Here is a 24,745-nt window from a genome sequence, read left to right on the forward strand (position 1 = left end):
GTCCATGACGGACGAGTTGCTCCGGCAGGTGAAGCTGAACGGCGCGCTGCCGGCGCACGTCGCCATCATCATGGACGGCAACGGCCGCTGGGCGCGAGGACGCGCGCTCCCGCGGCCGTTTGGCCACAAGGCCGGGATGAAGGCGGTGCGCGAGGTGGTCGAGGGGGCGCTCGCCGCGGGGGTCGAGGTGCTCTCCCTGTTCGCGTTCAGCCAGGAGAACTGGCAGCGGCCCGCGGAGGAGATCGGCGCGCTGATGGGGCTGCTGGAGGAGTACATCGCGCGCGAGATGGCCGACCTCAAGGAACAGGGCGTCGTGGTCCGCTTCCTCGGCGACCTCGACCGGCTCCCCGTCTCCCAGCGCGCGGCAGTGGACCGGCTCATGTCCCACACCTCGGGCGGCCGGCGGCTCTCGCTCAACATCCTGATCTCGTACGGCTCCCGTGCCGAGCTGGCGCGGGCGGCGCGGCTGCTGGCGGAGGAGGTGCGGGCCGGCCGGATGGACCCCGCCGACGTCGACGAGGACGCGATCTCACGCCGGCTTTACACCTCTGCCTGGCCCGATCCCGACCTCCTCATCCGCACTTCCGGCGAGCTCCGGATCTCCAACTTCATGCTGTGGCAGCTGGCCTACGCCGAGCTCTTCGTCACCCCGGTGCTGTGGCCCGACTTCACCCGCCAGCACCTCTGGGAAGCCATCCTCGAGTACCAGCGCCGCGACCGCCGGTTCGGTAAGGTCTCGGTCTAGCCCCCCTCGATGGCGTCCAACCTCACGCAGCGCGTCGCCTTTGCCGTCGTCGCGATCCCCGCGGCGCTCGGCGTCGTCTACCTCGGGGGGTGGCCGCTGGTGGCTGTGGTGTCGGCCGCCGCGGTGCTCGGCGCCCGCGAGTTGTACGACTTTGCCCGCCGTCAGGGTGTCGCGCCGCTCACGCGGTTCGGCCTCGGGTCCGCTGCCCTGGTGCCGGTGCTCGCCTATCTCGGCGTCTCCGGCTCGGCGGCGGTTGCGGCCTGGGCCTGGTTCCTTGCCGCCCTCTGGATGGTGGCGCTGCTGACCCTGACCCTGGTGCGCCGGCAGCCCGACCAGCATCCCTTTGCCGTGTCGGCGGCCACCGCCTTCGGGGTGCTGTATCCCGCGGGGCTCGCCGCGTTCCTCATCCCGATCCGGCACGGGGCCTTCGGCCCCATGTCGTGGGCCGGCGCCTGGCTGGTGTTCTTCCCGCTGGTGATCACCTGGGTGTGCGACACCGCCGCGATGTTCGGCGGGCGGGCGATGGGCGGGCCCAAGCTCTGGCCCTCGGTGAGCCCGGGCAAGACCTGGTCGGGTTCACTGGCGGGGGTGGCCGGCGCGCTGGCCACGGTGCCGGTGATGAACGCCCTGGTGCTCGAGCGCCTCGGCGTGGCGCTGCCGCTGGGGCAGGGACTCGCCTTCGCGCTCGCGCTCGGGATCCTGGGACAGGTGGGCGACCTCGCCGAGTCGCTCTACAAGCGCGAGGTCGGGGTGAAGGACAGCTCCGCCCTGATCCCCGGGCACGGCGGGGTGCTCGACCGGTTTGACTCGCTGTACTTCGTGCTGCCGGTGTCCGCCGCGTTGTACCGCCTGTTCGGCCAGCTCTGATGTCCGCCCGCGCGCCGCTCGGGGTGGCGATCCTCGGCTCCACGGGGTCGATCGGCACGAGCGCCCTGCAGGTGCTCGACCGGCAGCGCGACCGGTTCCGGGTGGTGGCCCTCACCGCGCGCGACAACCGGGAGGCGCTGGAGCGCCAGGTCCGCGCGTGGGCGCCACGGCTCTCCGGGCTGGTGGCGGACCGGGGGGCGGAACTCCTGGTGGAAGCCGCCACGCATCCCGACGCCGACATCGTGCTCAACGCCGTGGTGGGGGCCGCCGGCCTCGACGCGACCCTGGCCGCGCTCCGGGCCGGCAAGCGGGTGGCGCTCGCCAACAAGGAGACGCTGGTCATGGCCGGCGACCTGGTGCGCGAGGCGTGCGCCGCCGGGCGCGGCGAACTGGTGCCGGTCGATTCCGAGCACAGCGCGGTGCTGCAGTGCCTGGCGGGGCGGGACCAGGGGGTGGCCCGCCTGATCCTGACGGCGAGCGGCGGGCCGTTCCGCGAGTGGCCCGCCGACCGGATCGCCGCGGCGACGGTGGCGGAGGCGCTCAACCACCCGACCTGGCGGATGGGGAACAAGATCACCGTCGACAGCGCCACCCTGGCCAACAAGGCGCTGGAGGTGATCGAGGCGCACTACCTCTTCCAGCTGCCGTACGACGCGCTGGAGGTGGTGGTGCACCCGCAGAGCATCGTCCACGCCTTCGTGGAGTTCTGCGACGGCAGCGTGATCGGGCAGCTCGGCTTTCCGTCGATGGAGCTGCCGATCCTGTATGCCCTGACGCACCCGGAGCGCCTGCCGGATGCCGGGGTGCGCCGGTTCGACCCCGTGGCGATCGGCTCGCTGACGTTCGAACCGGTGCGGGCCGAGGTGTTCCGGGCCTACGGGGCCGGGGTGGCGGCGGGGCGGGCGGGCGGGACGGCGCCGACGGTGTTCAACGCGGCCAACGAGGTGGCGGTCGCCGCCTTCCTCGACGGCCGGATCGCCTTCCGGCGCATCGCCGAGGTGATCGAGCAGGTGCTGCAGGCCCACCGGATCGAACCGGTGCGCGAACTCGAGACTGTCCGTGCCGCGGACCAGTGGGCCCGCGCGCACGCGCATGGAGTGCTGGCGTGACGCTCATCCACAACATCTGGCCGCTGGTGGTCACCCTCGGCGTGCTCATCTTCGTGCACGAGCTGGGGCACTTTCTCGCCGCCAAGTGGGCCGGCATCCGGGTGCATCGCTTCGCCATCGGCATGGGGAACCCGATCCCCGGCCTGCGGGTGCGGAAGGGGCACACCGAGTACGCGCTCTGCTGGCTGCCGCTGGGCGGCTACGTGAAGATGGCCAGCCAGGAGGAGGCGGTCAGCAGCAGCGCGCTCGAAGGCAGCGATCCCGACGGCCGCCCCGAGGGCGCCCCCCCGGTGGAGCCGCACGAGTACTTCGAGGCCAAGCCGGTGTGGAAGCGGATGATCGTGATCCTTGCCGGGGTCACGATGAACACGCTGCTCGCCTGGTTCACCTTCACCGGCCTCGCCTTCCGGAACGGGGAGCAGATCGACCCGGTGACCACCGTCGGCGGCGTGGTCACCGACAGCCTGCCGGCCGGCGCCGAGGGGCTGGCCACCCTCCGCCCGGGAGACCGCATCGTCTCGATCGATGGCGACACGGTGACCTCGTGGAACGACGTGGAGCAGGGGATCAGCAGCGGGGGGGCCGACTCGGTGGCCATCGGGCTCGCGGACGGCCGGATGGTGGTCCTCCACATCCATCCCGCCGCGCTCACCGACCGGGTCCGGGCCACCCTGGCGCTGGCGCCGTATCACCAGCCGGTGGCCGACATGGTCGAGGCGGGCCGCCCTGCCGCCCGCGCCGGCGTGCAGCCGGGCGACACGGTGGTGGCGGTCAACGGGGAGCCGGTGATGCAGTGGGACGGGCTGGTCCGCCAGATCCGGGCCTCCGCCGGCACCCCGATGCAGTGGACCCTGGGCCGGGACAGTGGACGGGTGACCGTGGCGGTGACGCCCGATCCCACCGCGGAGGGGGCACTGACGGTGGGCAAGGTCGGGGTGGCCTTCCGGGCGGCGGTGCAGTTCGAGAGCAGCCCCTACACGCTGGGCGGCGCGCTGGCCGCCGGGCTGCACGCCACGGGGCAGGCCTCGACGCAGATCTTCCGGACGCTGCAGGGCCTGCTCTCGGCGCGGATTTCCAGCCGGGAGGTCGGCGGCCCGATCCTCATCGGCCAGATGGCGGCGCAGAGCGCGCGCATGGGGGCGGAGCAGTTCATGGCCTTCATGGCGCTGGTCTCGGTGAACCTGGCGGTGCTCAACCTGCTCCCGGTCCCGATTCTCGACGGCGGCCAGTTCCTGTTCCTGCTGGCGGAGGGCATCCGCCGCCGGCCGCTGTCGCTCAAGCTCCGCGAGCGGCTGACGATCGTGGGCTTCGTCATGATCGTGATGCTCATGGTCCTGGCCTTCAAGAACGACCTGGCGCGCAACTGGGATGGCATCCTCGGCTGGTTCCGCGGCCTGTTCGGCGGCTAGCCGGGCCCGCCCCGGCGCGGCTGCGACCCCGCCGCGCCGCCCGGCATCCCTGACCGCGGACGGCCGGGCCGGCCCGGCCCCGCGGTCGACCCCCTGGCACCAACCCTCGCGACCCCTGGACCTATGACCCTGCTGACCCTCGAGCACGTCACCAAGCGCTACGGCCAGGTCACCGCCGTGGACGACGTGAGCTTCGCGGTGGATCGCGGCCAGGTGGTGGGCTTCCTCGGCCCCAACGGGGCGGGCAAGTCCACCACCATGCGCATGATCACCCAGTATCACGACCCCGACGGCGGCCGGATCCTCTTTGATGGGGTGCCGCTGGCCGAGGCCGGCCGCGAGGCCAAGCGTCGGGTGGGGTACCTGCCGGAGAACAACCCGCTCTACACCGAGATGCTGGTGTCCGAGTACCTGGCCTTCCATGGCAGGCTCCGCGACCTGGCGGGGCGGGCGCTGGCCGGCGCCACCGATGACGCCGTGGCCGCCACCGGACTCGAGGCGGTGTTCTACCGCCCCATCGGGGAGCTCTCCAAGGGCTACCGGCAGCGGGTGGGGCTCGCCGCCGCGATCCTGCACCGCCCGGACCTCCTGGTGCTCGACGAGCCGACCGAGGGCCTCGATCCCAACCAGCGGGTGGAGATCCGGCAGCTCATCAGCCACCTGGGCCGGGATCGCACGGTGCTCCTTTCGACGCACATCCTGACGGAGGCGCAGCACGTCGCCAGCCGGCTGCTCATCATCAACCGCGGGCGGCTCGCTGCCGACGGGCCGGTGGAGGAGCTGGTGAGCCGCGCCGGCGGGCAGGTGCACGTGAGCGTGGAGGCGAGCGGGGCCGGCGTCGCGGAGCGGCTGCGCGCCCTGCCCGGGGTCCACGCGGCGGAGGTCACGGAGGACGGGGACCGGGTGCGGGTGCGGCTGGCCGCGGCCGCGGCGGAGGACATCCGTCCGCTCATCTTCCGTACCGCGCAGCAAGCGGGCTGGACGCTCTACGAGCTGCACCTGGAAGCCGGCAGCCTGGAGGACCTCTTCCGCGACCTCACCGGGAAGGGGGCGGCTGCGTGACGCCGATCCTCATCCTGGCCCGGCGCGAGGTCAAGGCGCTGTTCGACAACCCGGCCGGCTACGTGCTGCTCGCGGTGTTCCTGGTGGCCAACGCGTTCTTCTTCTTCGGCGCCGCCTACCTCACCAGCAGCGCCTCGCTCCGGCCGATGCTGGAGATCCTGCCCAAGCTGCTGCTGTTCTTTGCCCCGGCGGTGGCCATGCGGTCGCTGGCGGAGGACGCCCGCACCGGCCAGCTGGAGGTGCTGCTGGCCCAGCCCATCAATGAACTGCAGCTGCTGCTCGGGAAGTACCTCGGGGTGGTCTGCTTCCTGGCCATCGCCCTGCTGCTCACGCTGCCGGTCCCGCTGGGCCTCACCCTCGGGGCCGAGCTGGCGTGGGGGCCGATCGTGGCCCAGTACGTCGGCTCCCTGCTGCTCATCGCGGCGTTCGCGGCGATCGGGGTCTGGGCCTCGTGCATCACCCGGAGCCAGATCACGGCGTTCATCACCGGCGTGGCGGTGATGTTCGTGCTGGTGCTGCCGGGCCTCATCAACCCGCTGATCGTGGGGCTCTCGCCCCGGCTCGGCCTGGTGGCCGACCGGCTCGGCGTCCTCACCCACTTCGGGACCATCGGCCGCGGGGTGATCGACCTGCGCGACGCGACCTACTTCGTGTCCCTCGCGGCGATCTTCCTGACGCTCGCCTTCGGCTCGCTGCTGGCCCGCAGGCTGGCGGTGGGCCAGGCGCCGGTGCGCCGCCTCCGCCTCGGGGTGCTGCTCCTGGTCGGCGCGCTGGTGCTGGTGAACCTGCTGGGCAGCTACATCGGCGGCCGCCTCGACCTCACCCCCGGCCGGGCGTACACGCTGTCCTCGGCCACGCGCCAGCTGGTCCGCGAGCTGCCGGACATCGTCACCATCAAGCTCTTCGCGTCCGACGAACTGCCCGCCGAGGTGGCGCTGATCAAGCGCGACCTGGACGACCTGCTGCGCGACTTCCGCGAGGCGGGGCAGGGCCGCATCCGGATCGTGGAACGCAACCCCGCCACCGACGCCGAGGCGCGCAAGGACGCCCAGGCGCTGGGCATCACCGCGGTGCAGTTCAACGTGGTGGGCAAGTCCGAGCTCCAGGTCAAGGAAGGCTACCTCGGCCTGGTGGTGCAGTACGCCAACGGCAGTGAGCCGATCCCGGTCGTGCGCCGCACCGACGACCTCGAGTACCGGCTGGCCGTGGCCATCCGCGGGCTGACCCGGCCCCGCAAGCCGATGGTCGGGCTGGTGGCCGCCATGGACGACTGGGGGGTGGAGGGCCGCAGCCTCGACATGGTGCAGGACCAGCTCTCCAAGAGTTACACGCTGGTGGTGGTCTCGCTCGGCGACACGACCCCGCTGCCGGATTCCCTGCAGGCGCTCATCATCGCCGGCCAGCCGGACTCCCTCTCCGCGGCCACGCGCCGCCGGCTGGACGCGTTCTTCGACCGCGGGGGCAGCGCGCTGATCATGACCACCGGGGCGCCCCTCGACGGGCAGGCGCCCCGCGCGGTGGGGCGCGAGTCGGCGTGGAACCCGCTGCTGGCGCGCTTCGGGGTGAAGGTGCGACCGGACCTGGTGTACGACCTCTCGTCCAACCAGATCGTGCCGGTGCCGGGGCCCAACGGCGCTCCCGTCTACATGCCCTATCCGTTCTGGGTCCGGGCCCAGGCCGGCGGGGAGACCGTGATCACGGACGGGGTGGGCGAGGTGTTCCTGCCCTGGACCAGCACGGTGCAGGTGGTGCCGGGCGCGCACACCACCATCCTCCCGTTGCTCATGACCAGCCGGCTCGCCTCGGTGGCCGAGGGCGACATCGACCTCAACCCGCAGCGGGAATTCCCGCCCGTCGACCCCAAGCCGCGGATGCTGGCGGCGGCGGTGCAGGCGAGTGACAGCGGCACCGGGCCCCGCGGACGGGTGGTCGTGGTGGGCAACATGGAATTCGCCACCGACCGGTATGCCAGCAGCGCCACCGAGAACGCGGTGTTCGCGCTCAACGCGATCGACTGGCTCTCCCAGGATGAGTCGCTGATCTCGATCCGCAGCCGGGACCGCCGGCCCCCGCGGCTGCTGTTCTCGAGCCCGGCGCTGCAGCAGGGCGTCAAGTACGCCAACCTCGTGGGGCTGCCCCTGCTCCTGGCCCTCTATGGACTGGTGCGGTTGACTGGCCGCCGGCGCCGGTCGCTGACGCCCTGGGCCCCGCTCGCCGGCGGGTCGGAGGGCCGATGAGCGCGCGGATGCTGCTGCGGATCGTCCTGGTGCTGGCGGGGCTGGTGATCCTGTGGGGCGCGCTCGCGCTGTTCCGCCGGCCCGCCCGCGATGCAAGCGGCGCGCTGGCACTGCCCCGGCTGTCGCTGCCGGACCTCTCGCGCATCGAGATCCGGCAGGGACCGGACACCGCGGTGGTGGTGCGGGAGGGGGAGCGCTGGCGGGTGAACGGCCTCCCGGCGGCGGGGACCGCGGTGGCGGGCTTCGTCGCCGCGCTCAACGACAGCGCCGCGCCCGGCGAGCTGGTCTCCGAGAGCGCGATCAGCCACGAGCGGCTCGGGGTGGACTCCCTGCATGGCCGGCGGCTCACCCTGGTGACCGCGGGGCCGCCCGCGCTCGACCTGTGGGTGGGGATGCGGGGCCCGGACTTCGAGGGGTTCTACGTCCGCCGTGCCGGGGAGGCGCCGGTGTACCTGCTCAAGGGCGCCTTTGCCGAGCGGATGATGCAGCCGGAGGAGCAGTGGCGGGACCGCCAGGTGGCCCAGCTCCCGGCCGACAGCATCGGGCGGATCGAGGTACGGCGCGGCCGTGCAACCTGGGCCCTGGGCCGGACCGCGGGCGGGTGGCGGCTGGCCGATGGCGTCACCGACTCGGTGGCGGCCGCCCGGCTGGTGACCCAGTTCGGCGACGTGCGTGCCGCGGGGTTTCCCGACGCGCAGGGTCCGGCCCCGGACTTTGCCGCGGCCGAGCGCGGCGTCACGGTGCACGGCCTGGCGGGGCAGCCGCTGCTGGCGCTCGCCCTGGACTCGACCGAGAGCGGGGCCTTCTGGGTCCGGCGTGAGGCCGACGGGGTGGTGTTCCGGATCGAGCGCCGGGTGGCGGACCAGATCGCGCCCGAGGAGCGCGCGCTCCGGCCCTGAGCCGCCCTCACCACATTTTCCACCAGCTCTTCTTCTCCCTGGCCGCGGCGTCGGCCTCCGCGGCGGCGGCGCGGGAGTCGCGCAGGTAGCCTTCGGGCACCGGGATGTCCGAGGTGCTGCGGGCCTTGTCGGTGATGTCCCGAAGGTCCTCGAGCAGCGCCTCCGCGGTGGCGTAGCGGTCGGTGGGGTGCTTGGCGAGGAGCCGCATGATGATCCGCTCGCACCGCTTGGAGAGGTCGGGCCGGCGGACGCGCGGGGCCTCCGGGGTGTCCTCCACGTGCATGCGCGCCAGCTCGAACCAGTCCTTGGACCGGAAGGGCACGTCGCCGGTGAGCATCCGGTACAGCGTGATGCCGAGGGAATAGAGGTCGGTCCGGCCATCGAGCGGCCGGCCCTGGGCCTGCTCGGGCGAGATGTACGCTGGCGTCCCGATGGTCATCATGAAGCCGGTGGCCTGCACGTAGCCGCTCACGGCGCGGGCGATCCCGAAGTCGGTGAGCACCGCGCGCCCGTCCGCGGCCAGCAGGATGTTGTCGGGCTTGATGTCCCGGTGGATCACTTCCCGGTGGTGGGCAAAGGCCAGGGCCCCGGCCACGCCCGCCGCGATGGCCACCGCCTCGGCCTCGGGCAGGATCGCTTCCCGCCCCAGGCGAGCGCTCAGGGTGTCGGGGCAGAGGTCCATCACGAAGTAGGCGAGCCCGGCCTGGGCCCCGACGTCCTGGATATGAATGATGTTGGGGTGTTCCAGCTGGGCCGCGAAGGCCGCCTCCTGGCGGAAGCGGCTTTCGAAGGCGGGATCCGAGGCGTACCGAGGCTTCAAGATCTTGATGGCGAAGGACTTACCATCATCCCGGTGGGCGGCGTACACCCACGCGAATCCCCCCTGACCCAGGAGCTGGTCGAGGGTGTAGGGGCCGAGGCGGAGGCCCGGAGCGGGCTGGTCGCTGGACATGACGGGGTTGCCCGATCGGTGAGGGCGGAGTTATAATGTTGTGCTAACTGAGTTTATGAGAGATCAGGGGCGGTTGCCCCGCCGTCAGTGCCAAGAGGATACACGCAGCATGGGTTTTGACAAGCAGGCGGTCATCGCCAAGCAGCGGTCGCATGAGACCGACACTGGTTCCGCGAAGGTGCAGATCTCGCTCCTCACCGAGCGGATCAACTCCCTCACCGACCACTTCCGTACCCACCCCAAGGACCATCACGGCCGCCGCGGCCTGCTCAAGATGGTGGGCACCCGTCGCCGGCTGCTGAATTATCTCAGGCAGAACGACCTGCCGACGTACCGGGCGCTGATCGAGCAGCTCGGGCTCCGGCACTAACTGGATCGTTCGCCACAGGGCGTCCCTGCCAAGCTCGCAGGGACGCCCTTCAACCTATTGGGGCCTCAGGCACAGGAACAGGTCGTGACCGCTCAACGCATTGAAACCACGTTCGCCGGCCGCCCGCTCGTGATCGAGACGGGCCGCCTGGCCAAGCAGGCTGCCGGTGCTTCCGTGATCCGCTTCGGGGACACGGTGGTCCTCGCCGCCGTCACGGTGTCGGCCAACCAGTCGACGCTGCCCTTCTTCCCGCTGACCGTGGAGTACCGCGAGCGGACCTACGCCGCGGGCAAGTTCCCCGGCGGGTTCATCAAGCGGGAGACCCGGCCCAGCGACAAGGAGATCCTCGCCGCGCGGGTGGTGGACCGGTCCATCCGGCCGCTGTTCCCCGAGGGCTTCAAGAACGAGGTCCAGGTCTTCGTCACGGTGGTCTCCGCCGACCAGGAGAACGACGCCGACGTGCTGAGCGTGGTGGCCGCGTCGCTGGCGCTGTCGGTCTCGACGGTGCCGTGGAACGGCCCGATCGCGGCGGTGCGGGTGGGCCGGGTGGAGGGGAACTGGATCCTCAACCCGACCTTCCAGCAGCTCGAGTTCTCGACGGTGGACATCACGGTCAGCGGCAGCGCCGACTCGGTGGTGATGGTCGAGGGGGGCGCGCTCGAGGTGTCGGAGGCCGAGGTGCTGGAGGCGCTCAAGGTGGCCCAGAAGGGGCTCAAGGAGCTGCTCGGCATCCAGGAGAAGATCATCGCCAAGGCCGCGAAGCCCAAGCTGGCGTGGACCAAGGAGGAGATCGACCCGGCGCTGGTGAAGAAGGTCAAGGCGCTGGCCGAGGACGAGATGGCCAAGGTCATCAACGCCAAGGACAAGCACGCGCGGGCGGCGGGCGCCGAGGCGCTCAAGGCCAGGGTCAAGGAGGCGCTGGCGGAGTCCTTCCCCGACGCCGGCAAGCAGATCTCCTCCCTGCTCGAGGACATCGAGTACAAGGTGATGCGGGCGCAGGTGCTGGAGAAGGGCGAGCGGGTGGACGGGCGCGACTGTGACACCATCCGGCCGATCGTCATCGAGACCACCTTCCTGCCGCGGGCGCACGGCTCGGCCATCTTCCAGCGGGGCGAGACCCAGGCGCTGGTGTCGGCCACGCTGGGCACCGCCGATGACGAGCAGCGGCTCGACACCATCGACACGGTGGGCGAGTCGAGCAAGTCGTTCATGCTGCACTACAACTTCCCGCCCTACTCCACCGGCGAGGTCAAGCCGGTGCGCGGCACCAGCCGCCGCGAGATCGGGCACGGGGCCCTGGCGGAGCGCGCGCTGCACCCGCTGCTCCCCGACTTCGAGAAGTTCCCCTACACCGTGCGCATCGTCTCCGAGATCCTGGAGTCCAACGGCTCCTCCTCGATGGCGTCGGTGTGCGGCGGGTCGCTGGCCCTCATGGACGCCGGCGTGCCGATGAAGGCCGCCTGCGCCGGCGTGGCGATGGGCCTGATCAAGGAAGGCAAGAAGGTCGCGGTGCTCACCGACATCCTGGGCTCCGAGGACCACCTCGGCGACATGGACTTCAAGGTGGCCGGGACCACCAACGGCATCACCTCGATCCAGATGGACATCAAGATCGAGGGCATGGACCTCAAGATCATGGAGGAGGCGCTGGAGAAGGCCCGCAAGGGCCGGCTCCACATCCTCAAGGAGATGGCCAAGGCGCTCGCCGCCCCGCGGCCGGAGCTCTCCAAGTACGCGCCGCGCATCATCACCATCATGATCAAGCCGGACAAGATCGGCGACGTCATCGGCCCCAAGGGCAAGACCATCCGGGGCATCCAGGAGGCCACCGGCGCCACGATCTCGATCGAGGATTCCGGGCTGGTCACCATCTCCTCGCCGGGCGGCGAGGGGGGCGAGAAGGCCCGCCAGATGATCGAGTCGATGGTGATGGAGCCGGAAGTTGGCAAGATCTACGAGGGCCCGGTGAAGAGCACCACCGCCTTCGGCGCCTTCGTCGAGATCATCCCCGGCGTCGAGGGGCTGCTCCACATCAGCGAGCTGCAGCACGGCCGCACCGAGAAGACCGAGGACGTCGTCAAGAAGGGCGACGTGGTCAAGGTCAAGCTGCTCGAGGTGGACGAGAAGGGCCGCATGAAGCTGTCCCGGAAGGCGCTCATCCCGAAGGAGTGAGGCCCGGGACCGTGGAGACAACCCGCCTCGACCAGGGTCTCTTCCGGACCGTTGCACCAAACGGTCTCGTCGTCCAGACGGAACTCCTCCCCGGCGTGCGCTCCGTCGCCGCCGGGGTCTGGGTCCGGACCGCCAGCGCCCACGAGCCCCGGGCCAAGATGGGCGTGTCCCACCTGCTCGAGCACATGGTGTTCAAGGGCACCGCGCGCCGCTCCGCCCGACAGCTCGCCCTCGAGCTCGAGGCCCGGGGCGGCGCGCTCGACGCCTACACCAGCCGCGACCACACCAACTACCAGGCCCACGTCCTCGACGAGGACCTCCCCCGGGCCCTCGACGTGCTGACCGACCTGGTCCGCCGGCCGCTGCTCCGCGAGGAGGACCTGGCGCTGGAGCGGAACGTGGTGCTGGAGGAGATCGCGACGGTCGAGGACACCCCCGACGACCAGGTGTTCGAGCTCTTCAGCGAGCAGCTGTGGCCCGAGCATCCCTACGGCTACTCCATCCTGGGCACCCGGGCCTCGGTGAGCGAGCTCTCCGCCGGCGACCTGCGGGCGGTGCATGGCAGCGGGTACCACCCGGGCAACTGCGTGGTGGCCGCCGCCGGCCGGGTGGATCACGAGGCCATCCTGGAGCTGCTGGGCCGCGAGGGGTGGTTCGACGGGGAGACGGCGACCCCGCGGCGGGCCCCCGTGACGCCGGTCCCCGCGCGACGGGGCGAGGAGCACCGGGTGGCCCGCGACTCGGCCCAGACCCACCTGGTCGTCGGGTCCGACACCTTTCCCTACCGCGACCGCCGCCGCTTTGCCCTGTCGATCATCACCAATGCCTTCGGCGGCGGGATGTCGAGCCGGCTCTTCCAACGGATCCGCGAGGAGCTGGGGCTGGCATACGGCGTGTACGCCTACCAGCAGTTCTTCGAGGCGTCCGGGGTGGCTGGGGTGTACCTTGGCACCCAGCCCGCGACCGCCGACCAGGCGGCCGAGGCGGTGCGGGGGGAGTACACCCGCCTGGCGTCGGAGGGGCTGCCCGCGGAGGAGCTGGCGCAGGGCAAGCAGCAGCTCAAGGGGCAGGTGATGCTGTCGCTGGAAAGCCCGGTCAACCGGATGAACCGGCTGGCCACGCTGGCCCTGCACGACGAGGCGTATCGTCCGCTGGACGCGATCCTCGCGGAGATTGACGCGGTGACCGGCGCGGAGATCGCCGGCCTGACCGCCGAGTATTTCGACCCGGCCCGCCAGACGGTCGTCCGTCTGGGGCCCGCCTAGGCGATCCGCCGTGCGCCGCGCCCCCGGACCCGTGAGTCCGGGACGCGGCGCCCCCCGGCTCCCGCCTGCAACCCTGTGACCGCTGAGCTACCGATGATCATCGGCGTACCCAAGGAAATCAAAACCAACGAGAACCGGATCGCCCTGGTGCCCGCGGGCGCCGAGGCGTTCGTCACCCGCGGCCACACCGTGTACGTCGAGCAGGGCGCCGGCGTCGGCAGCGGCTTCCCGGACGAGGCGTACGTGGCGGCCGGCGCGAAGATCCTCCCGACCGCCGACGAAGTCTGGGCCAAGGCGGAGATGATCATGAAGGTGAAGGAGCCCATCGCGGTCGAGTGGCCGCGGATGCGTGCGGGCCAGGTCATCTACACCTACTTCCACTTTGCCGCCGCCGAGGAGCTGACCCGGGCGGTCATCGCCTCCAAGGCCATCGCGGTGGCGTACGAGACGGTGCAGCTGCCCCACGGCGAGCTGCCGCTGCTCACGCCCATGTCCGAGGTGGCAGGGCGGATGGCGGTGCAGGAGGGGGCCAAGTACCTGGAGAAAGTCTTCGGGGGCAGCGGCGTGCTGCTGGGCGGCGTGCCCGGCGTGCCGCCCGCCGAGGTGGCAATCATCGGCGGTGGCGTGGTGGGCATCAACGCCGCCAAGATGGCGGCCGGCATGGGCGCGCGGGTGACCATCCTCGACGTGTCGCTGGAACGGCTGCGCTACCTCGACGACGTGCTCCCGGCCAACGTCACCACCCTCTATTCCAACCGGCACAACATCCTCGACGCCATCCGCCGGGCCGACCTGGTGGTCGGCGCGGTGCTGCTGCCGGGCGCCAAGGCCCCGCACCTGGTCAAGCGCGAGGACCTCAAGCTCATGAAGCCGGGCTCGGTCATCGTGGACGTGGCCGTGGACCAGGGGGGCTGCGTGGAGACCATCAAGCCGACCACCCACGAGAACCCCACCTACTTCGTGGACGGCATCCTGCACTACGCCGTGGCCAACATGCCCGGCGGGGTGCCCCGGACCTCCACCCTGGCGCTGACCAATGCCACCCTGTCCTACGGCCTGCGGCTGGCGCGGGACGGCTGGCAGAAGGCCTGCAAGGACGACGCGGCCCTGCGGCTCGGGCTGAACGTGGTCGAGGGCAAGGTGGTCTACCCCGGCGTGGCGGAGGCCTTCGGGCTGCCGCTGGTCGAAGTCGGGAAGGTCCTCTAGCTGCTGCCGGCCGGGAGGGCGGGGCGGCCCCTGCGCCCCGCCGCCCCGGTGCCGGCCCGGGGGGGCCCGCCCCCGGCCCCACCCGCGCCCACCTCTACCCCACCGGCCCATGCTCGACATCCAGTTCACCCGCCTGCTGCCCCACGGCGAGGGCCTGCCGGTGCCCGCCCAGGCCACGCCAGGGGCCGCCGGGCTCGACATCGCCAGCGCGGACCAGGGGACCCTGGGCCCCGGGGAGCGGCGGCTGTTCCGGACGGGGTTCGCGATCGCGATCCCCCACGGGTTCGAGTGCCAGATCCGGCCCCGGTCGGGGCTGGCCCTCAAGCACGGGATCACGCTGCCCAACACGCCGGCCACGATCGACAGCGACTACCGGGGGGAGCTGATGATTGCCCTGGTGAACCTCGGGGGGGAGCCGTTCGAGGTGACCCGGGGGATGCGGGTGGGGCAGCTGGTCTTCGCCCGGGTGGAGGCGGCGGTGTTCCGGGAGGTGGCCAGCCTGCCGCCGACCGACCGGGGGGAGGGGGGCTTCGGGAGCACCGGGACGGGGCGCCTCGGGGGGTAGGGGGGCTCGGTGACCCCGGTCACCGGTTCCGGCGGCCCGGAGCAGCCTAAGTTGCCGTCTTGTGGCGGTTTAGAGCCTCCGTTACCTTTGGCCCCAATTCGACCTCCTGTGGCCCGGTAATGAAGTTTCCATCCCTAAAACTCGGGTCGTTTCTTCCCGCCAACGAGATCGCGGTCGATCTCGGCACGGCCAACACCCTCATCTACGTGAAGGGTGAGGGCATCGTGCTGAACGAGCCGTCGGTCGTGGCCATCGAGAAGTCGAGCGGCCGGCCGAAGGGCTACGGGCTCGAGGCCAAGCGCATGCTGGGGCGCACGCCTGACAACATCATCGCGGTGCGGCCGCTGAAGGACGGCGTGATCGCCGACTTCGACGTCACCGAGAAGATGCTGCGCTACTTCCTCAAGCAGATCATCGACAAGCACGTCTTCCGCGTCCGCCCCAAGGTGATCGTGTGCGTGCCCTCGGGCATCACCGAGGTGGAGCGGCGCGCGGTGCGCGACTCCGCCGAGACCGCCGGCGCCAAGCAGGTGGACATGGTGGCGGAGCCGATGGCCGCGGCCATCGGCGTCGGGCTGCCGGTGGAGACGCCCACCGGCAACATGGTGATCGACATCGGCGGCGGCACCACCGAGATCGCGGTCATCGCGCTCTCGGGGATCGTCTCCGACACCTCGATCCGGGTGGCGGGTGACGAGCTGGACCAGGCGATCGTCCAGTTCATGCGCAAGAACTACAACCTCCTCGTCGGCGAGCCCACCGCCGAGGCGATCAAGATCAAGATCGGCTCCGCCGCGCCCACCGGCGACGAGCGCGAGATGGAAGTGAAGGGGCGCGACCTGGTCTCCGGCATCCCCAAGACGGTGCGGGTGCACTCGAGCGAGATCCGCGAGGCGGTGCAGGAGCCGATCCAGCAGATCGTCGACGCGGTGCGCCGCGCCCTCGAGATCACCCCCCCCGAGCTCGCCAGCGACATCGTGGACCGCGGCATCGTGATGACCGGGGGCGGGGCGCTGATCCGCGGCCTCGACATCCTGCTCGCGCAGGAGACCGGCCTGCCGATCCACATCGACGAGGACCCGCTCACCTGCGTGGTGCGGGGCGCCGGCCGCATCCTCGACGATTACGAGAAGTACCAAAGCGTTCTCTACCGCTAGATGCCTCCGCAGTCGGATCGCGCGCTGCTCCGCCGGGACAATGTCCTCTTCTCCCTGTGCGTGATCCTGTCCGCCGCCATGCTGCTCCGCCCCGAGCTGGGGGAGCGGGTGACCGGCGCCATCCGCGCCACGGTGCTCCGGCCCTTCCTGCAGATCCAGGAATGGTCCGAGGCCGGCCGCACCAGCCGCGCCTCCTTTGACCGCCTCCGCGGCGAGCGCGACTCCGCCGCCTACGCCGCCCAGTTCCTGCCGTCCCTCCGGGCCGAAAACCAGCGGCTGCGCGCCCTGCTGGGCCTGGGGGCGCGCGTCCGCGTACCCTACGTGGCCGCCGAGGTGCTGCACCAGTCGACCCCGACGGACGGGCGGACCCTGCTGCTCTCCGCCGGGGCCCGGGCGGGAGTGCAGCCGTTCGACCCGGTGGTCGGGGCGGAGGGGCTGGTGGGCGTGGTGCGCGTCGTCGAGGCGGAGCGGGCGATCGCCTGGACCTGGACCCACCCGGAGTTCCGCGCCAGCGCCTACACCGTGCCCGGGGGCGTCTTCGGCGTGGTCGGGCCCGCGCTGCAGATCACCGGATCGGAGCTCCTGCTGCAGCTGCGCGGCGTCGCGATCCGCGATTCCGTGCCCAACGGGACCCTGGTGGTGACCTCCGGGCTCGGTGGGGTCTACCCCCAGGGCATCCCGATCGGCACCGTGATCGGGCCCGGGCAGGAAGAGACCGGCTGGGAGCGGGTCTACGTGCTGCGGCCCGCGGCCAGCCCCGAGGAGGCCTCGCAGGTGCTCATCCTGCGCGCCCCGGCGGAACGGGTGCCCGAGGGCGCCTTCGGCCCGGACAGCCTGCCGTGATCGCCATCCGCGCGGACCGGAGCCGGCTGTGGACCGTGCTGGGGCTGCTGGTGCTGCTCCACTTCGCGGTGCGGCCCCGGCTGGGGTATCCGGCCATCGCCCCCGACTTCCTGCTGCTGGCCCTGATGCTCTACGCCATCCGCAGCCGGCCGGGGGCGGCGGCCGTGGCGGGCTTCCTGGTGGGGCTCGTGGGGGACGCCGTGACGCCGGCCCGGGTCGGCGCGGGCGCGCTGGCCCACACCCTGGTGGGCTACCTGGCGGCGTGGGGGCGCGCGGTCTTCTTCCCGGACAACCTCTTCGTCAATGGGCTGGTCATCGCGCTCGGCGTGTGGGTCCGGAACGCGGTGCAGCTGCTGGCGAGCGGCCCGGCCCCGGGCGGCCTTCGCCTGGGCCTGCTGGTGTACGCGCCCCTGCAGGCGCTGACCACCGCACTCATGGCCGCCCTGGTGCTGGTGGTGTTCCAGCGCTGGCTCGACATCCGGCTCGAGGCATGAACGAGTTCCATCCCACCCGGCTGCGGGAGCGCGCCGACCGGGCGCGCTGGGTGCTGGCCATCGCCTTCCTGGTGCTGGTGGGCGCCTTCTTCCGGACCCAGATCCTCCAGTTCGACCGCTACCGCCTGCGGGCGGAGAACAACCGCCTGCGGCCGGTGCCGCTGCCGCCAGCCCGGGGCACGGTCTTCGACCGCAATGGGCGGGTCATCGCGGAGACGGTCCCCGGCTTCTCCGTGGCGCTGCTCGCCTCGTCCACCGACTCGCTGCGCCGGGTCCTCGGGCGGTTCCGCCAGGTGGTTCCGCTCGATTCCGGCGCCACCGAGGAGGTGGTGGACCGCTACCTCGCCGCCCGCTACCAGCCGGCCACGGTGCTCGGCAACGCCACCCGGGAGCAGGTGGCGGCGCTGGAGGAGCATCGGGCGGTGCTGCCGGGGCTCGTCATCCAGTCGGAACCGCGGCGCGTGTATCCCCGCGGCAAGGCGGTGGCGCACCTGATCGGCTACGTCAACGAGGTGTCGCAGGGCGAGCTCGACGCCGGCCGCTACAGCGGCGCACGGCTCGGGTCGGTGGTGGGACGGGCGGGGCTGGAACAGGAATACGACGACTCGCTCCGCGGCGTGCCCGGGATGCGCTACATCGAGGTCGACGCCCGGGGCCGCCTGGTGCGGGAACAGGGCGCGGCACCGCCGCTGCCCTCGGTGCCCGGCCATACGCTGCGGACCACCATCGACCTCGACCTGCAGCTGTACGTGGACAGCATCTGGCCCCCGGGACAGGCGGGCGCGCTCATCGCGATGACGCCCTCGGGCGAGATCCGGGCGCTCTACTCCACGCCGGCGTACGACCCGAATTCCTTCATCGGCGGCATCTCGCGGGCGGAGCTGCGCCGGCTCACCACCGACCCGACCCTGCCGCTCCTCGACCGGGCGCTGCAGGTGCGCTACCCGCCGGGCTCCCCGTTCAAGCTGGCCACCGCGGCCATGGCACTCAAGCGCGGCCTGGTGGACCTGCACACCCACATGCCGCAGAGCTGCGGCGGCGGGATGCAGTTCGGCAACCGCTACTTCAAGTGCTGGAACAAGCGGGGGCACGGCTCGCTGGACCTGCTGGGCGCGGTGGCCCAGAGCTGTGACGTCTACTTCTACCAGCTGGGGCTCCGCGTCCAGCTCGCCAACATCCTCTCCGACGGCGTGTCGATGGGGTTCCAGGACCGGACCCACATCGACCTGGTCAATGAGGCGGGCCCGATCTGGCCCGGCACCACCGAGTACTACGACCGACGCTACGGCCCGCGGGGCTGGAGCAATTCCGTGGTGCTCAACCTCGCGATCGGGCAGGGGGAGAACACCCAGACGCTGGTGAACATGGTGCGGTTCTACGCCGCGCTGGCCGGGGACGGGCGGTCGCCCACGCCGTACCTGGTCCGGCCCGACAGCGCCCGGTCGTTCGACCTCGGGCTCACGCGGCCGCAGCTCGACGGGCTGCGGAAGGCGCTGATCGCCGTGGTGGAGCAGGGGACCGCGGCCCGCAGCCGGCTCAAGGAAATCGCGGTGGCGGGCAAGACCGGCACGGCGCAGAACGCCGACAAGAACCGCGACCACGGCTGGTTCATCGGGTTTGCGCCCGCCGAGAACCCGGAGATCGTGGTCGGGGCCATCTTCGAGTTCGGCCGCCACGGCAGCGACGTGGCCCCCTACGTGGTGCGCACGATCAAGCGGTACCTGCTCGGCCCCGACAGCACCGGCTCCGACCGGCCGCGGCGCCTGGTGCTCCCCGGGGACTCCCCCGGGGGCGGGCCGGTGACGCCGCCGGATTCCACGGCGGGGCCCGAGCCGGCGGTCCCGCCGGGGACGGAGACCCGCTGATGCCACGCAGCATGGGACTCGACCGGTCACTCCTCGGGGCGGTGGGGGCGCTGTTCCTGTTCGGGCTGGTGGTGCTCTACTCGGCCGGGCAGACGGACGTGCCGAGCTTCGCCGCGGCGGGCGCGTGGGAGCGGCAGCTGGTCTGGCTCGGCGGCGGCGCCGTGGTGGCGGCCATCGCCTTCCGGTTCTCCCCGCGCCTGCTCGAATGGGCCTCGCTCCCGGTCTACGTGGTGGCGCTGCTGCTCCTGCTGCTCACCCTGGTGGTGGGGCGGGGGGCCGGCACCGCGGCCAGCAGCAAGAGCTGGATCTACATCGGCGGCCACGCCATCGGACAGCCGGCCGAGTTCGCCAAGCTGGCGGTGCTGCTGATGCTGGCGCGGCACCTCTCGGGGCTCCGGGAGGCGCCGGAGACGATGCGCGACCTCATGCCCGCCACCCTGATCGCCGGGATCCCGGCGCTGCTGGTGCTGGCCCAGCCCGACCTGGGGAGCGCCCTGGTCTTTGCCGGGATCCTGTTCGCCATGCTGTTCTGGGCCGGGGTGCACCCGATCCTGCTCGTCTTCCTGGCCTCGCCGATCATCAGCCTGCTGCTGGCCTTCACCTGGTTCACCTGGGTGGGGTGGATGCTGCTGCTGGGCGTGGCGCTGGTGGTCTGGCGGCCGTACTTCTGGGAAGGGGTGGCGCTGTTCATCGCGAACTCGGCCATGGGGTTCATCGCCCTGCCCATCTGGCGCAAGCTCGAGCCGTACCAGCAGAACCGGCTGCTCACCTTCCTCAATCCCGAGGTGGACCCCCAGAAGGCGGGGTACCACGCCATCCAGTCCAAGGTGGCGATCGGGTCGGGGGGGTGGCTCGGCAACGGGTACCTGGAGGGCCCCCAGAAGCGGCTCGCCTTCCTGCCCGAGCAGCACACCGACTTCATCTTTGCCGTGGTCGGGGAGGAGCTGGGGTTCCTGGGGGTGCTGCTGGCCCTGATGCTGTTCTTCACCCTGTTCACCATCCTGGTCCGGATCGCCCGCCGGGCCACCGACCCCTACAGCAGCCTGATGGTCTTCGGGATCCTGGGGCTGCTGTTCACGCATGTGTTCGAGAACGTGGGGATGACGGTCAATGTGATGCCGATTACCGGCATCCCCCTGCCGTTCTTTTCGTATGGGGGGTCGTTCCTGCTGAGCACGGCGGTGACGGTCGGGCTCTGCCTCCGGGCCGCATGGGACGCGCGGCTCGGAGGCTATGGTGATGTCTGATAACGACTTAGCGATTGGGGTCTGGCGCCGGACGGGGGGTCATTACAGATTGGGTGGTCACAGGCAGGTCCCTCGGGCAGGCTCACATCTCTCCCTGAACCCCCTATGGCCGTCATGGCATGGTTCAAAAAAGAGCGGAAACCCCGGTCCTCCGTACGGGAGCGCCTCGAGATTCCGCCGGACGCGTGGGAGAAGTGCGACGCGTGCGGGCACATCGATATCCGGGAGAAGTTCGAGCGGGCGCTCAATGTCTGCCCGGAGTGCGGGCATCACCGGCGGTTCTCCGCGGAAGAGTACATCGAGCTCCTGACCGATGAGGGCACCTGGCGGGAGCTCTACGCCAACCTGCGGTCCGGCGACCCCCTCAAGTTCGAGAACTATCCCCAGCGCCTGACGGCGGCCTACAAGAAGGTCGGGGGCTCGGACGCCATCTTCACCGGCTCCGCCCGGCTGGAGGGCAGCCCGCTGCACCTCGGCGTGATGAACTTTGCCTTCATGGGCGGGTCCATGGGCTCGGTGGTGGGCGAGAAGATTGCCCGTCTGGCGCGACGGTCGGCGGAGAAGCGGGTGCCGCTGGTGCTGGTCTGCACCTCGGGCGGGGCGCGCATGCAGGAGGGGGTGTTCTCCCTCATGCAGATGGCCAAGACCTCCGCGGCGATCGCCCAGCTCTACGCCCTCTCCGTGCCGTACATCACCGTCCTCACCAACCCGACCACCGGCGGCGTGTCCGCCTCGTTCGCCATGCAGGGCGACGCCATCCTGGCGGAGCCGGGGGCGGTGATCGGGTTCGCGGGGCAGCGGGTGATCAAGCAGACCATCGGGCAGGACCTCCCCGCGGGCTTCCAGACGGCGGAGTTCCTGCTCGAGAAGGGCCAGATCGACGAGGTGGTGCCGCGCGCCTCGCTGCGCGAGACCACCGCCCGGCTGCTGCGCCACATGCGCGGGCAGCGGCTGCGGGAAGAGGCGGCCGAGTAGGTCGGTTGGTGCCTCTGGATGGCTCACGGCGCCCCGTCTCCGGACGGGGCGCCGCTGTTTTCCGCGCTCAGCCCGGCGGCGGCGTCAACGGCAGCAGGTAGTGGATGGGATGATCGTAGAACACCGGCTCGAAGACCGCCGCGTCGGCGTCGGCCATGAACGAGCGGCGCAACTCGTCGGGCATGCGGCGGTCGATCTCCGCGGCCAGGCGGCGCGCCTCCTCCACCCGGCCCACCAGCTTGCCCCGCGCCACCTCCTCGCAGGCCCCGAAGAGCACCCACCAGTAGGTCTCGTCCTCCTCGTGCTCGATGATGTCGAGGGGAAAGAGGTGGCAGATGAGCGGCCGGTCGGCGTAGCTGCCGCACCCGCCAGTGGCCCCCAGGTAGAAGGGGCACTGGCACCCCTTCCGGTTGAGCCGGGTGGCGGAACCCTTGCCATAGAGCCGCAACCCCAGCGCCCGGGCGCTCCGCTGCTCGGCGGGGGAGAGGTACACCAGGCTCCGCTCGCAGCGCTCGCACTCGGGGCAGAGCGAGAAGCCCTCGGTCAGCTCCCGGAACCCGGGGATCGCGAGCAGCTCGGTGATGAAGGGATCGGGCAGGGCGGTGTAGCGGGACATGGGCGGTGGCGATAGGTTGGTCGGCGACTCGGTCGTGGAATGTAATCCCGCCCTCCACACTTTTCCCGGATCTTCCCGCCCGTGGGGCTCTCCTACCAGCAGGCGCTCGACTTCCTCTTCCCCCGGACGACGTCGATCAAGTTCGGGCTGGAGACCACGCGCGCCCTGCTGGCCGCCGTGGGCGATCCGCACACGGTCTTTCCCACCATCCACATCGGCGGGACCAACGGGAAGGGGAGCGTGTCCACCCTGGTGGCCGCGGCGCTCCGCGCCCGGGGCTTCCGGGTCGGGCTGTACACCTCGCCGCACCTGGTCTCGTTCCGGGAGCGCATCCAGGTGGACGGGGTGCCGATCTCCGAGGCCGCGGTGGCGGCCTGGACCGAGCGGCTGATGCCGGAGATGCTGGCCCGCCAGGGCACCTTCTTCGAGGCGACGACGGCGATCGCGCTGGCCGACTTCGCCGCCCGTGGGGTGGACCTGGCGGTGGTGGAGGTGGGGCTCGGGGGCCGGCTCGACAGCACCAACGTGGTCACCCCGCTGGTCTCCGCGGTGACCAAGATCGAGCTCGACCACCAGAAGTACCTGGGGGATACCCTGGAGGAGATCGCCCGGGAGAAGGCCGGGATCGCCAAGCCGGGGGTGCCCTTCGTCATCGGGGAGACCCGCCCGGCGCTGGTCGAGGTGCTCCGCGGGGAGGCCCGGGCCACCGCCCGCCGGCTCCGGGGAAGGGCCGATGTCCGGGTGCTGCCGGCCGGCTACGAGTGGCCCGGCCCGCTGGCCCTGGCCGGCGCCTACCAGCGGCGCAACGCCGGGGTGGCCCACGGGATCCTGATGGCGCTCCCGCCGGACTACCGGCCCGATCGCCAGGCGATCGAGGCCGGGTTCCGGGCGGCACAGATCCCCGGCCGCTTCGACCGGCGGGGAAAGTGGCTCTTCGACGTGGCCCACAATCCCGACGGGATGCGGGCACTCGTCGAGGCGGTGGCCCGGGCGGAGCTGCCTCGGCCCATCCATGCGCTGGTCTCCATCCTGGGGGACAAGGCCTGGCCCGACATGCTGGTGCGGCTGGACCAGGCGGTGGACCGGGGGGTGCTGACGGTGGCCCCCAGTGCGGCGGGCCGCCGGTGGGACTTGGCGTGGCTGCAGGCGTGGCTGGACGATCCGACGCGTCCCCCCGCGCGGGCCGCCTGGCGGCTGGTGCCGGACTTCGCGGAGGCGCTCCGGACGGCGGAGGCCGGGGCCGGTACCGTGCTGGTGACCGGCTCCTTCCACACGGTGGGCGACGTCATGGGCGCCCTCGGCATGGAGCCATAAAACGAGGCTGGTGGCACGAAAACGGGGTTGGATGCCCCCCCCGGACCGGCTAGATTCACCCCCCTATGACCTCCCAGCCCCTGCCGGGTTTTCGGGACTTCTACCCCGCTGATTTCGCCTTCCGGGCCTACCTCTTCGACACGTGGCGACGCACCTGTGCCCGGTACGGGTTCGAGGAGTTCGACGGTCCCCCGCTCGAGCCGCTCGAGCTCTACACGGCCAAGAGCGGGGATGAGATCGTCGGGCAGCTGTACAACTTCGCCGACAAGGGGGGACGGGAGGTCGCGCTGCGGCCGGAACTGACCCCCACGGTGGCGCGGATGGTGGCGGCACGGGCCGGCGGCATGAAGAAGCCGATCCGGTGGTTTTCCATCGGCCAGATGTACCGCTACGAGCGCACCCAGAAGGGCCGCTCCCGCGAGTTCTTCCAGCTCAACTGCGACCTCATGGGCGAACCGGGGCCCCTGGCCGACGCCGAGCTGGTCGCGCTGGCCATCGACCTGATGCGCGCCTTCGGGCTCGGCCCGGCCGACGTGCGGGTGCGGCTCTCCGACCGCCGGGTGCTGCAGGCGCTGCTGGGCGGGGCGGGGGTGGCCACCGCCGACCTGCCGGTCGCCTACGGCGTGATCGACAAGCTGGAGCGGATGAAGCCGGAGCAGGTGGCGGAGATCCGCGAGGGCCGCGACGCGCGCTTCGCGCCGGGCGTCGGGGCGCGGGTGCTCGACGTCGCGGCGCTGCGCGGCTGGCCCGCGGTCCGGGAAGCGCTGGCGGTGGTCCCCGGCGGCTCCGAGGCGGGGGCATCCCTCGGCGAGGCGCTCGGTGCCCTGGAGGCGATGGGCCTCGGGGCGTTCGTCGACGTGGACCTCTCGATCGTCCGCGGGCTCGCCTACTACACCGGCACCGTCTTCGAGCTGTTCGACGCCGGCCGGTCGCTGCGCGCCATCGCGGGCGGCGGGCGCTATGACGAGCTGCTCCGGCTGCTGGGGGGCGTGGAGCTGCCGGCGGTGGGCTTTGCCATCGGCGACGTGGTACTGGGCGAGCTGCTCAAGGCGCGGGGCCTGGCGCCGGCCGCCCCGGCGGCGATCGACGCCTTCGTGGCCGGGGTGACGGCCGACGACCAGCCCTACGTGCTGCACGTGGCCCACGACCTCCGCGAGGCCGGCGTGCGGGTGGAGTACGCGCTGCACCCCGATGGCCTCGGCAAGCAGCTCAAGCTCGCGGACGCGCGCCAGGCGGCGTTCGCGGTGGTGATCGGCCCGGACGACCGGGCCCGTGGCGAGGTGCAGCTCAAGAACCTGCACGCGAAGACCCAGCGGGCCGTGCCGGCCTCCGCGCTCGTCGCGGAGCTCCGGGCGGCGCGCGCGACCTGAACGGGA

General features: G+C 71.6%; 22 protein-coding genes. 20 read left to right on the plus strand and 2 right to left on the minus strand.

Features of this window, described 5'->3' with window-relative positions; all coding sequences use genetic code 11:
- Positions 1-4: 4 nt before the first annotated feature.
- The 7 genes from IPJ95_09960 (at position 5) to IPJ95_09990 (ending at position 8,328) form a co-directional block, all read left to right on the plus strand.
- Positions 5-745 carry an isoprenyl transferase gene (locus IPJ95_09960; protein ID MBK7923935.1) on the plus strand — a complete coding sequence of 247 codons (741 nt, stop codon included), beginning with the start codon at positions 5-7 and terminating at the stop codon, positions 743-745.
- A 9-nt stretch (positions 746-754) separates the two neighbouring features.
- Positions 755-1,612 carry a phosphatidate cytidylyltransferase gene (locus IPJ95_09965; protein MBK7923936.1) on the plus strand — a complete coding sequence of 286 codons (858 nt, stop codon included), beginning with the start codon at positions 755-757 and terminating at the stop codon, positions 1,610-1,612.
- Positions 1,612-2,721: a 1-deoxy-D-xylulose-5-phosphate reductoisomerase gene (locus IPJ95_09970; GenBank protein ID MBK7923937.1), complete on the plus strand. Its 1,110-nt coding sequence runs from the start codon at positions 1,612-1,614 to the stop codon at positions 2,719-2,721. Before IPJ95_09965 ends, IPJ95_09970 begins: the two co-directional genes overlap by 1 nt.
- Positions 2,718-4,130 (plus strand): RIP metalloprotease RseP, encoded by a 1,413-nt coding sequence (rseP, locus tag IPJ95_09975; GenBank protein ID MBK7923938.1) that lies wholly within the window; start codon positions 2,718-2,720, stop codon positions 4,128-4,130. The genes IPJ95_09970 and rseP overlap by 4 nt, the downstream gene beginning before the upstream one ends.
- 123 nt (positions 4,131-4,253) lie before the next feature.
- Complete coding sequence (locus IPJ95_09980; protein MBK7923939.1) at positions 4,254-5,192, plus strand: ATP-binding cassette domain-containing protein; 939 nt, start codon at positions 4,254-4,256, stop codon at positions 5,190-5,192.
- Positions 5,189-7,429 carry a Gldg family protein gene (locus tag IPJ95_09985; protein MBK7923940.1) on the plus strand — a complete coding sequence of 747 codons (2,241 nt, stop codon included), beginning with the start codon at positions 5,189-5,191 and terminating at the stop codon, positions 7,427-7,429. The genes IPJ95_09980 and IPJ95_09985 overlap by 4 nt, the downstream gene beginning before the upstream one ends.
- Positions 7,426-8,328, plus strand: coding sequence for a DUF4340 domain-containing protein (locus IPJ95_09990; GenBank protein ID MBK7923941.1), 903 nt, complete (start codon positions 7,426-7,428; stop codon positions 8,326-8,328). Before IPJ95_09985 ends, IPJ95_09990 begins: the two co-directional genes overlap by 4 nt.
- A 7-nt stretch (positions 8,329-8,335) precedes the next feature.
- Here the strand turns inward: IPJ95_09990 and IPJ95_09995 are convergent, their stop codons facing one another.
- Positions 8,336-9,280 (minus strand): serine/threonine protein kinase, encoded by a 945-nt coding sequence (locus IPJ95_09995; protein MBK7923942.1) that lies wholly within the window; start codon positions 9,278-9,280, stop codon positions 8,336-8,338.
- Positions 9,281-9,389: 109 nt separating this feature from the next.
- On the opposite strand from IPJ95_09995, the gene rpsO reads away from it, so the two are divergent.
- The 11 genes from rpsO to IPJ95_10050 all read left to right on the plus strand — a co-directional run bounded on the left by rpsO (position 9,390) and on the right by IPJ95_10050 (position 21,439).
- Positions 9,390-9,650, plus strand: coding sequence for a 30S ribosomal protein S15 (rpsO, locus tag IPJ95_10000; GenBank protein MBK7923943.1), 261 nt, complete (start codon positions 9,390-9,392; stop codon positions 9,648-9,650).
- 84 nt (positions 9,651-9,734) lie between these two features.
- A complete protein-coding gene (locus IPJ95_10005; GenBank protein MBK7923944.1) occupies positions 9,735-11,822 on the plus strand; it encodes a polyribonucleotide nucleotidyltransferase in 2,088 nt (695 codons plus the stop codon).
- Between the two features lie 95 nt (positions 11,823-11,917).
- Positions 11,918-13,087: an insulinase family protein gene (locus tag IPJ95_10010; GenBank protein MBK7923945.1), complete on the plus strand. Its 1,170-nt coding sequence runs from the start codon at positions 11,918-11,920 to the stop codon at positions 13,085-13,087.
- A 93-nt stretch (positions 13,088-13,180) separates the two neighbouring features.
- Positions 13,181-14,293, plus strand: coding sequence for an alanine dehydrogenase (gene ald, locus IPJ95_10015; protein MBK7923946.1), 1,113 nt, complete (start codon positions 13,181-13,183; stop codon positions 14,291-14,293).
- Positions 14,294-14,402: 109 nt separating this feature from the next.
- Positions 14,403-14,858 carry a dUTP diphosphatase gene (gene dut, locus IPJ95_10020; protein MBK7923947.1) on the plus strand — a complete coding sequence of 152 codons (456 nt, stop codon included), beginning with the start codon at positions 14,403-14,405 and terminating at the stop codon, positions 14,856-14,858.
- A 119-nt stretch (positions 14,859-14,977) separates the two neighbouring features.
- Entirely contained in the window at positions 14,978-16,015 is a 1,038-nt protein-coding gene (locus IPJ95_10025) for a rod shape-determining protein (protein ID MBK7923948.1), read from the plus strand.
- The gene (locus IPJ95_10030; protein MBK7923949.1) at positions 16,016-16,858 is read left to right on the plus strand and encodes a rod shape-determining protein MreC; all 843 of its coding nucleotides are present in this window, start codon (positions 16,016-16,018) and stop codon (positions 16,856-16,858) included. It abuts the gene before it with no gap.
- A complete protein-coding gene (mreD, locus tag IPJ95_10035; GenBank protein MBK7923950.1) occupies positions 16,855-17,352 on the plus strand; it encodes a rod shape-determining protein MreD in 498 nt (165 codons plus the stop codon). The genes IPJ95_10030 and mreD overlap by 4 nt, the downstream gene beginning before the upstream one ends.
- Positions 17,349-19,217: a penicillin-binding protein 2 gene (mrdA, locus tag IPJ95_10040; GenBank protein MBK7923951.1), complete on the plus strand. Its 1,869-nt coding sequence runs from the start codon at positions 17,349-17,351 to the stop codon at positions 19,215-19,217. Before mreD ends, mrdA begins: the two co-directional genes overlap by 4 nt.
- Entirely contained in the window at positions 19,217-20,464 is a 1,248-nt protein-coding gene (gene rodA, locus IPJ95_10045; GenBank protein ID MBK7923952.1) for a rod shape-determining protein RodA, read from the plus strand. The genes mrdA and rodA overlap by 1 nt, the downstream gene beginning before the upstream one ends.
- A 114-nt stretch (positions 20,465-20,578) precedes the next feature.
- Positions 20,579-21,439 (plus strand): acetyl-CoA carboxylase carboxyltransferase subunit beta, encoded by an 861-nt coding sequence (locus IPJ95_10050; GenBank protein MBK7923953.1) that lies wholly within the window; start codon positions 20,579-20,581, stop codon positions 21,437-21,439.
- Positions 21,440-21,506: 67 nt separating this feature from the next.
- On the opposite strand, the gene IPJ95_10055 is transcribed toward IPJ95_10050, so the two are convergent.
- Positions 21,507-22,055, minus strand: coding sequence for a YkgJ family cysteine cluster protein (locus IPJ95_10055; protein MBK7923954.1), 549 nt, complete (start codon positions 22,053-22,055; stop codon positions 21,507-21,509).
- An 81-nt stretch (positions 22,056-22,136) separates the two neighbouring features.
- On the opposite strand from IPJ95_10055, the gene IPJ95_10060 reads away from it, so the two are divergent.
- Positions 22,137-23,369 carry a bifunctional folylpolyglutamate synthase/dihydrofolate synthase gene (locus IPJ95_10060; GenBank protein MBK7923955.1) on the plus strand — a complete coding sequence of 411 codons (1,233 nt, stop codon included), beginning with the start codon at positions 22,137-22,139 and terminating at the stop codon, positions 23,367-23,369.
- Positions 23,370-23,434: 65 nt separating this feature from the next.
- On the plus strand, positions 23,435-24,739 hold the full coding sequence (locus tag IPJ95_10065; protein ID MBK7923956.1) for a histidine--tRNA ligase: 1,305 nt from the start codon (positions 23,435-23,437) through the stop codon (positions 24,737-24,739).
- The last annotated feature ends 6 nt before the right edge of the window (positions 24,740-24,745 follow it).

The organism is Gemmatimonadota bacterium, from assembly GCA_016713785.1.
GTDB lineage: Bacteria > Gemmatimonadota > Gemmatimonadetes > Gemmatimonadales > GWC2-71-9 > JADJOM01.